13 protein-coding genes are annotated in these 16,497 nt (G+C 52.9%); 3 read left to right on the forward strand and 10 right to left on the reverse strand.

All coding sequences use genetic code 11. The features are described 5' to 3' along the window. Window positions 1-206: 206 nt before the first annotated feature. The 3 genes from F4V61_RS06660 to decR are packed head-to-tail and all read right to left on the reverse strand — an operon-like array spanning window position 207 to window position 4,252. Window positions 207-1,988 carry a SmdB family multidrug efflux ABC transporter permease/ATP-binding protein gene (locus tag F4V61_RS06660; RefSeq protein ID WP_079828078.1) on the reverse strand — a complete coding sequence of 594 codons (1,782 nt, stop codon included), beginning with the start codon at window positions 1,986-1,988 and terminating at the stop codon, window positions 207-209. Continuing rightward, window positions 1,981-3,753, reverse strand: coding sequence for a SmdA family multidrug ABC transporter permease/ATP-binding protein (locus F4V61_RS06665; protein ID WP_079828075.1), 1,773 nt, complete (start codon window positions 3,751-3,753; stop codon window positions 1,981-1,983). The genes F4V61_RS06660 and F4V61_RS06665 overlap by 8 nt, the downstream gene beginning before the upstream one ends. Before the next feature lie 40 nt (window positions 3,754-3,793). Next, window positions 3,794-4,252 (reverse strand): DNA-binding transcriptional regulator DecR, encoded by a 459-nt coding sequence (gene decR / locus F4V61_RS06670; RefSeq protein ID WP_000884597.1) that lies wholly within the window; start codon window positions 4,250-4,252, stop codon window positions 3,794-3,796. Window positions 4,253-4,364: 112 nt separating this feature from the next. Between decR and cdsH the strand changes: the two genes are divergently transcribed. Further along, window positions 4,365-5,420, forward strand: a complete 1,056-nt coding sequence (cdsH, locus tag F4V61_RS06675; RefSeq protein WP_072160241.1) for a cysteine desulfhydrase — start codon at window positions 4,365-4,367, stop codon at window positions 5,418-5,420. Between the two features lie 51 nt (window positions 5,421-5,471). Here cdsH and cof read toward each other — a convergent pair whose 3' ends face one another. After that, window positions 5,472-6,290 carry an HMP-PP phosphatase gene (gene cof, locus F4V61_RS06680; RefSeq protein WP_079828073.1) on the reverse strand — a complete coding sequence of 273 codons (819 nt, stop codon included), beginning with the start codon at window positions 6,288-6,290 and terminating at the stop codon, window positions 5,472-5,474. Between the two features lie 100 nt (window positions 6,291-6,390). Between cof and F4V61_RS06685 the strand changes: the two genes are divergently transcribed. Together F4V61_RS06685 and queC are read left to right on the forward strand one after the other, a co-directional pair. Continuing rightward, window positions 6,391-8,091, forward strand: coding sequence for an SgrR family transcriptional regulator (locus F4V61_RS06685; protein WP_038396726.1), 1,701 nt, complete (start codon window positions 6,391-6,393; stop codon window positions 8,089-8,091). 64 nt (window positions 8,092-8,155) lie between these two features. Then, window positions 8,156-8,851, forward strand: coding sequence for a 7-cyano-7-deazaguanine synthase QueC (gene queC, locus F4V61_RS06690; RefSeq protein WP_038396727.1), 696 nt, complete (start codon window positions 8,156-8,158; stop codon window positions 8,849-8,851). 108 nt (window positions 8,852-8,959) lie between these two features. Here the strand turns inward: queC and F4V61_RS06695 are convergent, their stop codons facing one another. From F4V61_RS06695 to clpX, 6 genes are all read right to left on the reverse strand, one after another. After that, on the reverse strand, window positions 8,960-9,358 hold the full coding sequence (locus tag F4V61_RS06695) for a YbgC/FadM family acyl-CoA thioesterase (RefSeq protein ID WP_001194523.1): 399 nt from the start codon (window positions 9,356-9,358) through the stop codon (window positions 8,960-8,962). Window positions 9,359-9,462: 104 nt separating this feature from the next. Further along, complete coding sequence (locus F4V61_RS06700; protein WP_000680326.1) at window positions 9,463-9,837, reverse strand: helix-hairpin-helix domain-containing protein; 375 nt, start codon at window positions 9,835-9,837, stop codon at window positions 9,463-9,465. Between the two features lie 149 nt (window positions 9,838-9,986). Beyond that, entirely contained in the window at window positions 9,987-11,858 is a 1,872-nt protein-coding gene (ppiD, locus tag F4V61_RS06705; protein ID WP_038396729.1) for a peptidylprolyl isomerase, read from the reverse strand. A 291-nt stretch (window positions 11,859-12,149) separates the two neighbouring features. Next, window positions 12,150-12,440 (reverse strand): nucleoid-associated protein HU-beta, encoded by a 291-nt coding sequence (gene hupB / locus F4V61_RS06710; protein WP_254888479.1) that lies wholly within the window; start codon window positions 12,438-12,440, stop codon window positions 12,150-12,152. A gap of 190 nt (window positions 12,441-12,630) precedes the next feature. After that, on the reverse strand, window positions 12,631-14,985 hold the full coding sequence (lon, locus tag F4V61_RS06715; RefSeq protein ID WP_080161092.1) for an endopeptidase La: 2,355 nt from the start codon (window positions 14,983-14,985) through the stop codon (window positions 12,631-12,633). A 185-nt stretch (window positions 14,986-15,170) separates the two neighbouring features. Continuing rightward, the gene (gene clpX / locus F4V61_RS06720) at window positions 15,171-16,442 is read right to left on the reverse strand and encodes an ATP-dependent protease ATP-binding subunit ClpX (protein ID WP_000130293.1); all 1,272 of its coding nucleotides are present in this window, start codon (window positions 16,440-16,442) and stop codon (window positions 15,171-15,173) included. Window positions 16,443-16,497 lie beyond the last annotated feature (55 nt).

Consider the following 16,497-nt stretch of genomic DNA (forward strand, 5'->3'; position numbering starts at 1 on the left):
CCCTCCACTAAGAATTAGGTAAGGCAGTAGCGCATACAGACTATTCAGAATGGACTTTGCAAAGGGTGTGCCAGAAATGAGTGAGTGGTGAAGGGCGCGGTTAGCGGGACATCGCTATATTGACGCGCCCCAAAATCGGAGCAGGAAAAGAAAAATGCACCATGACGGTGCATGATGGATGAGATTTCGCCCCGTCGCGTAAAACGCTACGTCGCGGGGCCGGACTCCTCGTGTACGCTGGCGGCTAACTCCTCACCAACTAACTGCAATTGATACATTTGCCAGTAGCGCCCTTGCGCCGCCAGCAATTGTTGATGCGTCCCACGCTCCACTGCCTGGCCGCGATGGAGCACCAGAATGGTGTCAGCCTCTACGATAGTCGATAGCCGATGGGCGATAACCACCAGCGTGGTGCGCTCGCGAATCGCCGCCAGCGCCTGCTGTATCGCCTGTTCAGTGCCGGAATCGATGCTGGCCGTCGCTTCATCAAGAATTAATATTTGCGGGGCGTCAACCAGTACGCGCGCCAGCGCCAGCAGTTGTTTTTGCCCGACGGACAGCGTATTTCCCTGCTCACCAAGACGCGTATACAGCCCGTCGCTCAGGCTGCGCGCCAGTTCTGCCAGTTGTACTGTTTCCAGCGCCTGCCAGACCTGCGTATCTGAGACATCGCGCCCCAGCGTCACATTGGCCAGAAAGGTGTCCGCCATCACTACCGGGTCCTGTTGAACCATCGCCACGCCCTGACGTAAAACGCGATGATTAAGGGAAGAGATTTCTCGCCCATCCAGCCGAATCTCTCCCTGCGTCAGCGGGTAGTACCCCATCAACAAGCTGGCGAGCGTGCTCTTCCCGCTGCCGGTGTGTCCAACCAGCGCCACAAAGCTACGGGATGGCACTGATAGCGTAATGTCCTGTAAAACAAGATTATCGTCGCGGTAAGCAAACGACAGATGATCAATATCAATCGCGCCGCTTTGCAACGGCGTATCGTCACTGCCATAGCGCTGGCGTGGGCGATCCATCAGTTCAAAAACACGCTCTCCCGCTACAACTGCCTGCTGTAGCATGGATTGCTGGGTGGTCAGTTCAATGAGCGGCTCGTTCAGGCGCGACAAATAGCTAATGAACGCATACAGCACCCCGACCTCAATCGTGCCGACAGACGTAAAACTGAAGAGCATCAACAGGCCGCACATGATGAGCGCAGAAAACAGGCTAAGGAGCGGACGCAATAAAAAGCCGTCTAAGCGTAGCGTCTGCATCCGCGCCAGGTAGTGCGAACGGCTGGCCTCTCCCATTCGTTCACCAAAGCGCGCCTGCTGGCGAAACTGCTGGATGACGCTCATCCCGTTGATAATTTCGTTAAAGCCGTCGTTAATATCCGCCAGATATGCCCGCATGCGGCGTACAACTGGCGTACTGTAGCGCTGATAAATGATCATCACGGTCAATACCGCAGGAAAAATCAAAATCGCTACCAGCGCCATCCGCCAGTCAAGGCTGAACATCGCGACCAGCATGGCGCCAATCAGCGCCGCGCTACGTAACACCGTCGCAACGACCGTGACGTACAAATCGCGGATGACTTCCGTGTCGTTTGTCACGCGCGAAATTAATTGTCCGACAGGCTGCGTGTCGAAGGCGCTTAACGGCTGGCGCAAGGCGGCATCCATTACGTTAGTACGCAACGTTTGAACCACGCCAACGGCTGCCTGATTAAATAGTAAAGACTGGGCATAATGCAGGCCCGCCGCCAGAAACTGCAGTCCCACATAGGCAGCCGCCAGCCCCACAACCTTACCCAGCGGTAAAAGGTGTTGGGCCACCATATTATCAATGAAATAGCTGATCAGCAGCGGACCGCTAACCTCCGCCGCCGCCGCAATCCACAGCATAATCACCGCGACAGAGAGCGGTTTTCGCCAGGGCGAGCCATACGCCAGCAACCGTTTAAGCGTCGGCCATAGCTGTCCAAAACTACGCATTCGCCGCCTCCTCGCCGCTTTCCGGCGCGTCATCCAGCGCGGCCTCCAGTTGCTGATAGCGATACATATCGCGATACCAACCAGGCTGCTGCGCCAGTTGATCGTGATCGCCGCGCTGAACAACGTGACCATGTTGCATCACCATAATTTCATTGGCATCGGTCAACGCAGATAAACGATGCGCGCTTATGATGACCGTGCGCCCTTCGCCCCACTGGCGCAAATTATGCAAAATCTGATGCTCCGTGCGACCATCTACCGCCGAGAGCGCATCATCAAGAAGCAGAATTTCCGCATTCAACAGTAGCGCTCTGGCAATTGAGATACGCTGTTTTTGCCCTCCCGATAACATTACGCCGCGTTCGCCTACCTGCGTGTCGTAGCCCTGAGGAAGACGGAGAATATCCTCATGTACGCTGGCTAAACGCGCCACCTGTTCAATCTCTTCCTGGGTCGCCTCCGGGCGTCCGAGCGCAATATTATTGGCAATAGAGTCCGAGAACAAAAACGGCGTCTGACTGACCACCGCCAGTCGGCTACGCCAGCTATCAAGCTGCAGATGCGTCAACGGCATGTCATGGAAACGGATTTCTCCCTGCGTCACATCAAAATGGCGCTGGATAAGCGACAATATTGTGCTTTTCCCCGCGCCGGTCGGACCGCATATCCCCAGTATCTGACCCGGTTTAAGACGAAAGTTCACATTCTCCAGCGCCGGATGCGTCGTTTGCGGATAGCGAAACTCACGAATGGCCGCCGTCAATTCGCCGCGCCCCGCCGGGACCGGCTCTTCGCCATCATTAACCACCGGGGCTTCCGCCAGCATCGCTCGGATGCGGCTGTAAGCGGCGCTACCCCGCTCCACAATATTAAACATCCAGGCCAGCGCCAGCATGGGCCAAATCATCAACCCCAGATACATCATAAAGCTGGTGAGTTCGCCCAGCGTCAGGCTGCCGTTAACCACCATCCAGCTTCCACCGCTAATCGCGAGCAGGTTCGCCATGCCAATGGCGATGTAAATCGTCGGATCAAAACGCGCGTCGATACGCGCCACTCGCATATTTTTCTTGCCGGTATCTTCGGCATCCGCCGCAAACAGCGAGGACTGACGGTCCTCCAGACCAAACGCTTTGATCATGCGGATGCTGGTCAGACTCTCCTGCGTGCGGTCGTTCAGGCTGGAGAAGGCGGCCTGCGCCCCTTTGAAGTAATCATGCAGCCGATCGCCGTAACGTTTGATCATCAGCGCCATAATCGGCATCGGCAACAACGCTAATAGCGTTAGCTGCCAGCTAATTTGCGTCGACATGACAATCAGTACCGCGCAGCCCATTACCAACGAGTCAACCAGCGTCAGAACGCCCTCGCCTGCCGCAAATACCACGCGATCCACATCATTCGTCGCGCGGGCGATAAGATCGCCCGTCCGATGGCGCTGATAAAATTCAGGATGCTGCCGACTAAGCTGGCGATAATAATCTTCACGCAGTTCAACGGCTAATTGATAAGAGGCGCCAAATAGCAGCACACGCCAGACATAGCGCAACAAATAGACCACCACGGCGATCAGGGCAATGGCGCTAATCCACATCGCTATCCGGCCAGAAGTAAAATGCTGTGCGGTTACGCCATCCACGACAATCCCCACAACTTTAGGCGGGATCAGCTGAAGAATCGAAATAAGCATAAGCAGGGCCACCGCGCCAAGATAGCGACGCCATTCCCGGCGAAAGTACCAGCTTAATTGAGCAAATAATCGCACGCGTTATTTCCTGATATGATTTCCGGCAATACCGGGAGAATTATTCAATGGGCAGAGAAGTGGTATACTTAATCTGTTCCATTGCAAAACTGGAGGTGACGTCTGACAGTCCTGGAACGCTATTGACCAGACGTTTATAGAAATCGTCATACCGCTTCATGTCGGCTACCTGAACTCGCATCAGATAATCGTATTCCCCCGCCATTCGCCAGAAGCCAAGCACTTCCGGCATCTCAGTGACAACAGTCACGAACCGACAGTACCATTCACTGCTGTGGTGCTGCGTTTTTATCAACACAAAAGCTGTTAATCCCAGACCCAGTTTTTCCGGGTCCAGCAGCGCGACCCTGCCAAGAAGGATACCGTCGTCTTCCAGGCGCTTAAGCCGCTTCCAGCAAGGCGTTGTCGTCAAATTAACGGCATCCGCCAGCGCCTGCAAAGAGAGGGTACAGTCCTGCTGCAATAAGGAAAGCAGCTTACGGTCAATTTTATCTAACATACCCACCCCGTAGAGAATATTTTTCTCCTTCCATTGTAATTTAAAGGTCAAATAGCAACAATTTTTTCCGTGCTTTTCGCTAATCTGGGCACAAAATGATAAACGGATATTAATGATGAGTAGCAATTGGGTTAAAAATGCCATTAATGAAATTAACGCTGACCACCAGCGCTCAGCGGATACGCATCTTATTCGTCTGCCCCTGTCGGCATTTCCAGGTATTCAGCTTTATCTGAAAGATGAAAGCACGCATCCCACCGGTAGCCTCAAGCATCGCCTGGCGCGCTCGCTGTTCCTTTATGGGTTGTGCAATGGCTGGATTAAAGAAGGCACCCCGATTATTGAAGCGTCATCAGGCTCAACGGCGATTTCGGAAGCCTGGTTCGCGCGTTTATTGGGACTGCCGTTCATCGCCGTCATGCCCGCCTGTACCGCAAAACGTAAAATCGAGCAGATTGAATTTTACGGCGGTCACTGTCATTTTGTGGAACGCGCATGCGAAATTTATGCCGCATCCGAGCAACTGGCGCATGAACTGAACGGTCATTATATGGATCAGTTTACCTACGCAGAACGTGCTACCGACTGGCGGGGTAACAATAATATTGCCGACAGTATTTTTCGCCAGATGCGCAGCGAACCCCATCCAGTGCCTCGATTTATAGTCATGAGCGCCGGAACGGGCGGAACCTCTGCGACGATCGGACGCTATATTCGCTGCCAGGGCTATGATACTCAGCTAATGGTGGTTGATCCGGAGAACTCCGTCTTTTTACCTTACTGGCAAGATCGCGACGCTTCATTACGCAGCCCGGTGGGCAGTAAAATTGAGGGAATTGGTCGCCCGCGCGTAGAGCCTTCTTTTATTCCGGATGTCGTGGATGAGATGCTGCGCGTACCGGACGCCGCCAGTATTGCCGCCGCCCACTGGCTGGAAACGCAGCTAGGCCGTAAAGTCGGCGCCTCTACTGGCACGAATATGTGGGGAGCGTTACAGCTTGCGGCCCGGATGCGCGAGGCCGGAGAAACCGGCGCTATTGTGACGTTATTGTGCGATAGCGGCGAGCGCTACCTGGATACCTATTACCATCCGGCATGGGTTAGCGAACATATCGGCGATTTAACGCCGTGGTCAGCGGCCATCGCAGCATTACTTACTGCGGGCTAAAAACCAATAAAAAAAGCCAGACTGAACGTCTGGCTTGCTGGAAGAGATCTCTCATTCGGGGGAATAAGGTAGATGCGGGTTGTCCAGCCAATGTGTCAAAAAGTGAGATACCGCCTGATGACCACAATGTCCGATGACTGACAGATGTGGTAGCGCGGCGATAAGTTGCGGCATGGCGTTGCCCATAATTAGCCCCTGCCCGACGCTGCCCAGCATTTCCCGATCGTTCATCGCATCGCCAAACGCCATGCAGTCTGCCAGTGAAAGCCCCAAATGGTCGCTCAATACCGCCAGCGCAGAGCCTTTATTACATCCCAGAGGTAAAACTTCCAGGCAGTCGACAGCAGAGAAACAGAGGTGCGCGCGCTCTTCCAGCGTCTCATTAAGTTGAATGCGCAAGCGGATCAAAGAGTCATGATCGCCGCAAAAACAGATCTTCATCACCTGATGGGCTGGGATGCTTTTTATATCGATAACCTGATAACGAAAACCGCTGTAAACGTGCGCCTGGAGTAATGCGGGGCTCTCCTGACCTGTAAACCAGCCGTTGTCATTAAAGACATGCATACTGGCCCCGGTATCCCAGGCATGGTGCATCACCGTATCGGCAACCTGAGGTTCGAGATCCTGACGATACAGCACATCGCCTTCCAGCGAGTGAATTCGCGTCCCGTTACCGGTGATAAGATAAGCATCCAGTGAAAGCGTCCCCAGAATATGCCGCATTTCCAGAACATGACGACCCGTAGCGAATGTCAGGGTGATATCTCGTTCGCGCAGACGCGACAGCGTGGCGATCGTTTCTCTACCCAACTGGTGATCGGGCATTAATAACGTGCCATCCATATCAAATGCTGCCAGGCGGGCCATCTCTTTCTCCACACTGTGACGCGGTTAACTTTTCGTTCAGTATGACCTGAGATATACGGAAGTAATAGTGAACAGATAAAAGGAAGTGTTCCGGGTTTCTATGAGGCTACTGAATCGACTTAACCAATATCAACGCCTCTGGCAGCCTTCCGCCGGGGAAATGCAATACGTCACCGTTAGCGAACTAGCCGAACGCTGTTTTTGTAGTGAGCGACATCTGCGAACGTTGCTGCGCCAGGCTCAGCAGGCAGGTTGGCTAAAATGGGAGGCGCAGTCCGGGCGCGGAAAGCGCGGACGGCTACAGTTTCTGGTCACACCGGAATCGCTCCGTACTGCCATGATGGAGCAGGCGCTGGAAAAAGGGCAGCAGCTCAACGTGCTGGAGCTGGCGCAACTGGCGCCTGGCGAGCTACGGGCGATGCTCCAGCCCTTTATGGGCGGTCAATGGCAAAACGACACACCGACATTACGTATTCCCTACTATCGTCCGCTTGACCCGCTGCATCCGGGTTTCCTGCCAGGCCGCGCGGAACAGCATCTCGCAGGGCAAGTTTTTTCCGGGTTAACGCGCTTCGACCGCGACAGCCAGTATCCCTGCGGGGATTTGGCGCATCACTGGGATGTTTCCGTCGACGGTTTACGCTGGGATTTTTATATTCGCTCCACGCTGCACTGGCATAATGGCGATACGGTGGACACCTCGCAGCTACATGAACGTCTTGAAAGGCTGCTTAATCTCCCCGCGCTAAATAAATTGTTTATTAGCGTCGCACGTATCACCATAACGCATCCGCAGTGCCTGACCTTTTTCCTTCATCGGCCTGATTACTGGCTGGCACATCGTCTGGCGAGCTATTGTAGCGCTCTGGCGCATCCTGACCAGCCTCTTATCGGCACTGGTCCTTTTCGCCTGGCGTTGTTCACGCCGGAGCTGGTACGTCTGGAAAGTCACGACTATTATCACCTCAGCCATCCGCTACTTAAAGCGATTGAATTCTGGATCACCCCGCAACTGTTTGCCCAGGATCTGGGCACCAGTTGCCGTCATCCGGTGCAGATCGCCATCGGCAAACCGGAAGAGCTGGCGACGCTGAGTCAGGTAAGTAGCGGCATCAGTCTGGGCTTTTGCTATTTAACCATTAGGAAGGGCTCACGGCTCAACGTACAGCAGGCGCGGCGTCTGGTGCATATTATCCATCACAGTTCTCTGCTGAAAACATTGCCGGTAGATGAGAATTTGATTACGCCAAGTCAGGGGCTGCTACCCGGCTGGACAATCCCGCAATGGCAGGACGTTGATGAAACGCCATTGCCGAAAAAACTTACCCTGGCGTATCACCTTCCCATAGAACTTCATACGATGGCGGAGCAGCTTCGATACTACCTTGCGACACTCGGCTGTGAGTTAACGTTGATTTTTCATAATGCAAAAAACTGGGATAACTGCCCTGCTCTGGCGCAAGCGGATCTAATGATGGGCGACAGGCTGATCGGCGAAGCGCCGGAATATACGCTGGAGCAGTGGCTACGTTGCGATCAGATCTGGCCACATGTTCTGGACGCGCCAGCGTTTTCACATTTGCAGGCGACGCTTGACGCCCTGCAAATTCAGCCAAATGAAAAGGATCGCCGTGCCGCGCTGCACCGGGTTTTTGCCGACCTGATGGATGATGCCACGCTGACGCCGCTGTTTAATTACCACTATCGCATCAGCGCCCCGCCGGGCGTTAATGGCGTTCGGCTCACCCCCCGCGGCTGGTTTGAATTTAGCGAAGCCTGGCTTCCGCCGCCTTCGCAGTGAAGAAGCTGGTCGGTATTATCCGCACGCGTTACCATATTGGCTTTCGTCATTTATCAGGATAACTATGAAACGCGCCGTTGTTGTATTTAGTGGAGGTCAGGACTCCACCACTTGTCTGGCGCAAGCGCTACATCAGTATGATGAAGTGCATTGTGTCACGTTTGATTATGGTCAGCGCCACCGCGCAGAGATTGATGTCGCACGTTCTCTGGCGTTAAAACTTGGCGCACGCGCGCATAAAATGCTGGATGTCACTTTGCTGAACGAACTGGCGGTAAGTAGCCTGACGCGGGATAGCATTCCGGTGCCGGATTATGAACCAAACGCCGACGGCATCCCCAACACTTTTGTACCCGGACGCAATATTCTCTTTCTGACGCTGGCGGCGATTTACGCTTATCAGGTCAAAGCCGAAGCGGTGATCACCGGCGTTTGCGAGACCGATTTTTCCGGCTATCCGGACTGTCGCGATGAGTTCGTCAAGGCGCTGAATCGCGCCGTGAATTTGGGCATGGCGAAAGATATCCGCTTCGAAACGCCCTTAATGTGGCTTGATAAAGCTGAAACCTGGGCGCTGGCTGATTATTGGGGCAAGCTGAATTTGGTTCGCGAAGAGACGCTGACCTGTTATAACGGCATCAAAGGCGACGGCTGCGGTCATTGCGCGGCCTGTAATCTACGCGCCAACGGCCTGAATCATTATCTGGCGGATAAAGCGGCAGTAGTGACGGCGATGAAGCAGAAAACGGGTCTACAGTAAGATAATCCGCTTACGTTGCCGGATAGCGACGCTGATGCGTCTTATCCGGCCTACAAAACCGAAGCATTTGTAGGCCTGATAAACGTAGCGCCGTCAGGCAACGAGGCGTTATTGTGCCATCTGCTCCAGCTTTTCACGCAATTCGCCTTCCAGCGGCAGCGCTTTTTGCGTTTTTAAATCAATGCAGACAAACGTGATAAGCGCATCCACTACCACCTGCCCTTCAGGCTCCAGCGTGATCGTCTGACTTAATACGCCGCTTTTACCGTTAAGCTGTTGTACCTGGCTGGTAACGGTCAGTAGATCGCTCAATACCGCCGGTCGACGGTAATTTATATTGATGTTTACCACCACGAACGCAATATTGCGGGCCGTCATCCACTGAAAGCCGTCGCTGTTTTCCAGCCCATCCCAGCGGGCTTCTTCCAGAAACTCCAGATAGCGGGCATTATTAACATGCTGATAAACATCAAGATGATAACCGCGAACTTTAATCTGTGTTTGCATAGCGCAATAACCTTATGTTGTTGTTATAAGTAAACGACAAGTACAGAGGCCATAACTGGTATGACCTCTCTTAGTCTGGCAAATTTTTGCCACTACGCAAGTTATTACAATGTTAAAACGGTCAGGTTACGCTCCACCAGCGAACTGCCCATTCCCGGCACCTGCTTTAAGTCATCCACCGTTTTAAAGGGCCCATACTCCTCCCGGTAGCTTACAATCGCCTGCGCTTTCTTCAGACCGACGCCGTTCATCACTCGCGCCAGATCCTCTGCTGACGCGGTATTAATGCTTACCCTGGTACCGTCATCATCGCTGGCTTTTGCAGGTTGCGTGGCTTTGCTTTGCGCATTCGTTGGGGTATCCGCTTTGGTTTGAGTCGCCTGACTTTTGGCGGTAGGTTCTGCAGCCAATGCGCTTTGAGCCATGCCTGCACAGGTTAAAGAAAGCGTAATAAGCAGGGCTTTAATTCCGTGTTTCATACTGTTTTCTCCTTGTTTGTTAACAGTGAAGCCACGATAGCGGGACGGAGAAAAATGAACAAACGGCAATTCTCAGAAATGGAAAAGGCCGCGAAAGCGGCCTTTGTGGGATACAACTTTTTGCAATTTTTTGCGAAGCGCCTCGACGATTACTGCTGCTCCAGAGCGTCGCCGATTTTGATTTTCGCCTCTTTACGCAGATTACTCATCAGCGCCTCAAAGACAATTTGCGCATTGTTCTGCGTAATGCCCTGCATCATCGCTTTTTTCTGGGCTTCCGGCATGGAGCCCGCTTTCACCTCGTCAAGCGCCAGCAGAACGATGTTACCCTGCATATCGTTCGCCACGCCATAGACTGGCTTATCTTTCGTCGGGAGGCTTAACGCAAAGGCCGCCTGACTCACAGGATCCTGACTAGTACGGCTTAACGTTTTAGGTTCGCCAAAGCTGAGACCCGCTGCTTTCATCGCTTCCGCGCCTTTGCCCGCTTTCAGCTCAACCAGCAGTTTTTCAGCATCCAGTTTTGCCTGTTGTTCAGCTTTATTATGCTTCACCAGGGCAATGACCTGTTCTTTCACCGCTGCTAACGGCTTCACGGCTTCAGGTTTATGCCCGCTCACGCGCACGACAAAAGCCCGGTCGCCATCCACGGTGATAATGTCGGAATTCGGCCCCGGCGTGCCATTTTCGCCCACCAGACCACCATTAAAGATAGCATCGGCTACCGGTTTGAAGTTCAGCTCTTCCGGTAAGTTGTCATGGCTAAACCAGCCGGTTTCAACCGCTTTTACGCCAGCGACCTGTTCAGCGCCTGCTAACGACTCATTGTCGTTACTTGCTGCATCGCTCACTTTCTGCTGCAAAGCATAATAAGCGTCCAGCGCTTTTTCCTGTTTCACTTTCGCGGCAATGTCGTCGCGAACCTCGCTCAGCGGTTTCACTTTGGCAGGCTGAACATCATCCAGACGCGCCACCAGAAAACCGACAGACGACTTGATCACGCCAGATATCTGGCCTTTCTCTTTCAAACCCGCGTTTTTCAGTTCCGGCACCGTGGCAGACTCTTCCAGCCAGCCCATATCGCCGCCATTACGCGCAGAGATGATGTCGGTAGATTTCTCTTTCGCCAGCGTGGCGAAATCTTCGCCCTTGTTCAACGCATCCAGTACAGCTTTCGCGTCATCTTCCGTTTTGGTCTGAATAATGCTGTAACGATGACGCTCCGGCTGAGTAAACTGATCCAAATGTTGGTCATAATAGGCCTGAATATCCGCATCGCTGACCGGCGCTTGCATCGTCGCCGCATCCAGCTTGATGTAGCTTACGCGGAACTGTTCCGGCGTCATAAAGCGGGTTTTATTCTGATCGTAGTAGCTGGACACTTCCTGATCGGTCGCCTGCTGCTTCGCCGCCAGCGCGTTGACATCAATAGTGGCTTCACGCACTACGCGCTGTTGAGAGACTAATGCCGCCAGCTCGTCGGTTTCCCCTTTTAGCATAAAATCAGTACCGGCCACGCCGTTGATCAGTTGCTGAGTGGTAAGCTGGTTACGCAGCGCCTGAGCATACTGATCGGCCGTCATTCCCATCTGATTCACAATCGCGTTATAGCGGTTGTTGTCAAACCGACCGTCCACCTGAAAAGCGGGAGTGGCGAAAATCGCCTGCTTTACCTGCTCATCGCTGATGCCCAGTTTCAGTTCGCGGGAATATTGATCCAACAGAGCTTCATCTATCAGACGATTCAGCACCTGCTGGCGCAGACTTTTCATATAACCTTCGTTGGCCGCCAGTTCAGAATACCTGTCGCCCAACTGCTGCTGCATACGGTTACGTTCGTTGTTAAACGCATTCTCAAACTGTGCCCGGCTGATTTCCTGGCCATTCACTTTTGCGGCGTAGTTATTGCTTCCGCCAATCAGGTAACCACTAACGCCGGTCAAAATGAACGACACGATAATGATAACGAAAATAATCTTGAGCACGAGACTGTTTGCAGCCGTGCGTAAGCTGTCCATCATGGTGTAACCACACTCCGCTGTAGGTGACTTTACACTTTATCCTTCAGGCGGCTTCTCTGCTGGCTACCGAGTGACTCGCTCAGTTGCCGCGTCGACGCGACTTGAATGATTTGCGTATATATACTTCACGCGGCATCGCGTTTTCTGAACGCGGCGCGCGAAAGCCTATTGTGACAAGAAACGAGGGCAATTGTCAGCCCGCAACGCACAGAAAGTCCCGAATCGCCAATAAAAAAGGCACATCAATTGATGCGCCCTTGTACTTTGTCACATCCCCCGAGGGGATCACGTTTAGTTTACCGCGTCTTTCAGCGCTTTACCTGCACGGAAACTCGGCACTTTGGCAGCGGCGATGGTGATCTCTTTACCTGTTTGCGGGTTGCGACCAGTACGGGCAGCACGCTCTTTAACAGCAAAAGTACCAAAGCCTACCAGTGCAACGTCATCCCCTTCTTTCAGAGATTCGGTAACAGAAGCAATAATCGCATCTAACGCACGTCCAGCCGCAGCCTTAGAGATATCAGCCCCTGCAGCAATTTTTTCGATCAGTTGAGATTTATTCACTCTTCTCTTCCTCTTTATAATTTATATCGCACCTGAATCCTTCGAAGTACGACCGCGCAGCAGTTATATCAGGCCTGCCACGCCCTTACAACACCCGTTAATAGTGGCAGACCCAATCAATGATCTAAATTAGCTATACAAAAAAAGGCTGGCAAGTCCGAAATAGCCTGCCAGCCCTGTTTTTATTAGCGCTATTTGCGCGAGGTCACTATTTTGCGGTTACAACCTGCATTCCAGACGGTTCGTTTTGCAGAGCAAACGTCAGAACTTCCTCAATACGCTTCACCGGATGAATATCCAGATCGGCAATCACGTTATCCGGAATCTCTTCCAGATCGCGTTTATTTTCGAATGGAATTAAGACCGTTTTAATCCCGCCGCGATGCGCCGCCAACAGTTTTTCTTTCAGGCCGCCGATCGGCAACACCTGACCACGCAGCGTAATCTCACCGGTCATTGCCACATCTGCGCGCACCGGGTTACCAGTTAGGCAGGAAACCAGCGCGGTACACATAGCGATACCGGCGCTTGGACCGTCTTTCGGCGTTGCGCCTTCCGGCACATGAACGTGGATGTCGCGTTTTTCGTAAAAGTCCGGATTAATACCCAGTTTTTCCGCACGCGCGCGCACCACAGTCAACGCCGCCTGAATGGACTCCTGCATCACCTCTCCGAGCGAGCCTGTATAGGTCAGCTTGCCTTTGCCCGGTACGCAGGCGGTTTCGATGGTCAGCAGATCGCCGCCTACTTCCGTCCACGCCAGTCCCGTCACCTGGCCTACGCGGTTTTCGCTATCCGCACGACCATAATCAAAACGCTGTACACCGAGGTAATCGTGCAGATTATCGCCATTGATAACAATGTTTTTCAACGATTTATCCAGGAGCAGTTGCTTAACGGCCTTGCGACACAGTTTAGAGATTTCGCGCTCCAGACTACGCACGCCCGCTTCACGCGTGTAATAACGGATAATGCCGATAATCGCGCTATCGTCGACCGTCAGTTCGCCTTTCTTCAGCGCATTACGCTCGATCTGCTTGGGCAGCAGGTGGCGTTTAGCAATATTCAGCTTTTCGTCTTCGGTATAACCAGACAGACGGATCACTTCCATTCTATCCAGCAACGGCGCCGGAATGTTCATGGAGTTGGAAGTAGCGACGAACATCACATTGCTGAGATCGTAGTCCACTTCCAGGTAGTGATCGCTGAAAGCCACGTTCTGCTCTGGATCCAGTACCTCGAGCAGGGCAGACGCCGGATCGCCACGCATGTCCGAGGACATTTTGTCGATCTCATCGAGCAGGAACAGCGGGTTTTTAACCCCCACTTTAGCCATTTTTTGAATCAATTTACCCGGCATAGAACCAATGTAAGTCCGGCGATGACCGCGGATTTCCGCTTCATCACGTACGCCGCCCAGCGCCATACGGATGTATTTACGCCCTGTCGCTTTGGCGATGGACTGGCCCAACGAGGTTTTACCTACCCCCGGCGGCCCTACCAGGCACAGAATCGGCCCTTTCAGCTTGTTCACACGGCTTTGCACCGCGAGATACTCAAGGATACGGTCTTTAACGCGCTCCAGACCATAATGGTCGGTATCAAGGATTTCCTGCGCCTGACGCAGGTCTTTTTTGACCTTGCTCCGCGCATTCCACGGCACCTGAACCATCCAGTCGATGTAACCGCGCACCACCGTCGCTTCCGCCGACATCGGAGACATCATTTTCAGCTTCTGCAGTTCTGCTTCCGCTTTCTCTTTTGCCTCTTTCGGCATTTTCGCCGCGTCGATCTTGCGCTTCAGCGCTTCGTTTTCATCCGGCGCGTCGTCCATTTCGCCGAGTTCTTTCTGAATCGCTTTCATTTGCTCGTTCAGATAGTACTCGCGCTGGGATTTCTCCATCTGCTTTTTCACGCGGTTGCGAATGCGTTTCTCAACCTGCAGCAGATCGATTTCAGACTCCATCATCGCCATCAGATATTCCAGACGTTCATTAACATCGGACATTTCCAGTACGGACTGTTTATCCGCCAGTTTCAGCGGCATATGCGCGGCGATGGTGTCAGCCAGACGTGCAGGGTCGTCAATGCTATTGAGCGACGTCAACACTTCCGGCGGGATTTTTTTGTTCAGCTTGATGTAGCCTTCGAACTGGCTGATGGCGGTACGCACCAACACTTCTTGTTCACGCTCATCAATGGCTGGCGAATCAAGGTACTCCGCCTTCGCGGAGAAATGTTCGCCGTTATCAGACAGCGCGGAAATGCGCGCGCGCTGTAACCCCTCGACCAGCACTTTTACGGTGCCGTCAGGCAGTTTCAGCATCTGCAAAATAGAGGCCACGGTCCCGACGGTGAAAAGATCGTTTACACCCGGCTCATCCGTTGATGCTTCCTTCTGGGCGACCAGCATGATTTTTTTATCATGGTCCATAGCCGCTTCCAGACAACGGATAGATTTTTCCCGCCCTACAAATAAGGGTATGACCATGTGCGGATAAACCACCACATCGCGCAATGGCAATACGGGGATTTCAATGCGTTCAGAACGCTCAGGATTCATAGAGCTCTCTCTTAGTTTAGTGTCCGCCAGGTAATCAGATAGTATAGCTGTGCTCCATACCACCTATAACATGTACGTCAGTATATGGGGATGTTTCCCACACATTCAACGGCGTGTTTACAGGAAAAACGAAAGGGGAGATAAAATCCCCCCTTTTTTGGCTAACTGATTGTATGAATGTTTAATTATTCGCCAGAAGCCTGCGCTTCCGGTTTGCCGTAAATCAGCAACGGCTTACTCTGACCGTCAATGACGGACTCGTCGATCACCACTTTTTCGACGTCTTCCATAGATGGCAGATCGTACATGGTATCCAGCAGCGCCGCTTCGACGATAGAGCGTAGACCACGGGCACCGGTTTTACGCGCCATTGCTTTCCTGGCGATAGCGTCCAGCGCTTCGTCACGGAATTCCAGATCGACGCCTTCCAGGTTAAACAGCGCCTGATACTGCTTAGTCAGGGCGTTTTTCGGCTCTTTCAGGATTTGAATCAGCGCTTCTTCGCTGAGTTCGTTCAGCGTCGCCACAACTGGCAGACGACCGATAAACTCAGGAATCAGACCAAATTTGATCAAATCTTCCGGTTCAACCTGCGACAACAGCTCGCCTTCGCTGGCTTTGTCGGACTTCGCTTTCACCGTCGCGCCAAAACCAATGCCGGAGCCGGTTTCAACACGATTGGCGATCACTTTATCCAGACCAGCAAACGCGCCGCCGCAAATAAACAGAATTTTAGAGGTATCAACCTGTAAGAACTCCTGCTGCGGATGTTTGCGACCGCCCTGCGGCGGAACTGCGGCGACGGTGCCTTCGATCAGTTTCAGCAACGCCTGCTGTACGCCTTCGCCGGAAACATCGCGGGTAATCGACGGATTGTCTGATTTACGCGAGATCTTGTCGATTTCATCAATATAGACAATCCCACGCTGCGCTTTTTGCACGTCGTAGTCGCATTTCTGCAACAGTTTCTGAATGATATTCTCAACGTCTTCACCCACGTAACCCGCTTCGGTCAGCGTGGTAGCATCCGCCATAGTGAACGGCACATCAAGCAAGCGCGCCAGCGTTTCCGCCAGCAGCGTTTTACCGGAACCGGTTGGTCCAATCAGCAAAATGTTGCTTTTGCCCAACTCGACGCCATTGCTGGTGTCGCCGTTGCGCAGACGTTTGTAATGGTTGTATACCGCGACCGCCAGCACTTTTTTCGCCTGCTCCTGACCGATAACGTAATCGTCCAGATGGATGCGAATTTCATGCGGCGTCGGCAGCGCACTGCGTTCACGGTGCGGAGCAACTTCTTTAATTTCTTCGCGAATAATGTCGTTACATAAATCGACGCATTCGTCGCAGATATACACGGATGGACCGGCAATCAGCTTGCGCACTTCATGCTGGCTTTTGCCGCAAAAAGAGCAGTACAACAATTTGCCCGAGCCATCTTTGCGTTTATCTGTCATGAGTCAAAACCTCTTCTTTGTTCTTTGTGCCGCACACGACGACGCAAATGCCATT

This window comes from Salmonella enterica subsp. arizonae (assembly GCF_008692845.1).
Lineage (GTDB): Bacteria > Pseudomonadota > Gammaproteobacteria > Enterobacterales > Enterobacteriaceae > Salmonella > Salmonella arizonae.

What these genes read in the sequence shown, in the direction of transcription:
- clpX (WP_000130293.1), bottom strand. Translation starts at nt 16,442, where the DNA reads ATGACAGATAAACGCAAAGATGGCTCGGGCAAATTGTTGTACTGCTCT.
- F4V61_RS06660 (WP_079828078.1), bottom strand. Translation starts at nt 1,988, where the DNA reads ATGCGTAGTTTTGGACAGCTATGGCCGACGCTTAAACGGTTGCTGGCG.
- lon (WP_080161092.1), bottom strand. Translation starts at nt 14,985, where the DNA reads ATGAATCCTGAGCGTTCTGAACGCATTGAAATCCCCGTATTGCCATTG.
- cdsH (WP_072160241.1), top strand. Translation starts at nt 4,365, where the DNA reads ATGATGAGTAGCAATTGGGTTAAAAATGCCATTAATGAAATTAACGCT.
- cof (WP_079828073.1), bottom strand. Translation starts at nt 6,290, where the DNA reads ATGGCCCGCCTGGCAGCATTTGATATGGATGGCACGTTATTAATGCCC.
- decR (WP_000884597.1), bottom strand. Translation starts at nt 4,252, where the DNA reads ATGTTAGATAAAATTGACCGTAAGCTGCTTTCCTTATTGCAGCAGGAC.
- ppiD (WP_038396729.1), bottom strand. Translation starts at nt 11,858, where the DNA reads ATGATGGACAGCTTACGCACGGCTGCAAACAGTCTCGTGCTCAAGATT.
- F4V61_RS06700 (WP_000680326.1), bottom strand. Translation starts at nt 9,837, where the DNA reads ATGAAACACGGAATTAAAGCCCTGCTTATTACGCTTTCTTTAACCTGT.
- F4V61_RS06695 (WP_001194523.1), bottom strand. Translation starts at nt 9,358, where the DNA reads ATGCAAACACAGATTAAAGTTCGCGGTTATCATCTTGATGTTTATCAG.
- F4V61_RS06685 (WP_038396726.1), top strand. Translation starts at nt 6,391, where the DNA reads ATGAGGCTACTGAATCGACTTAACCAATATCAACGCCTCTGGCAGCCT.
- queC (WP_038396727.1), top strand. Translation starts at nt 8,156, where the DNA reads ATGAAACGCGCCGTTGTTGTATTTAGTGGAGGTCAGGACTCCACCACT.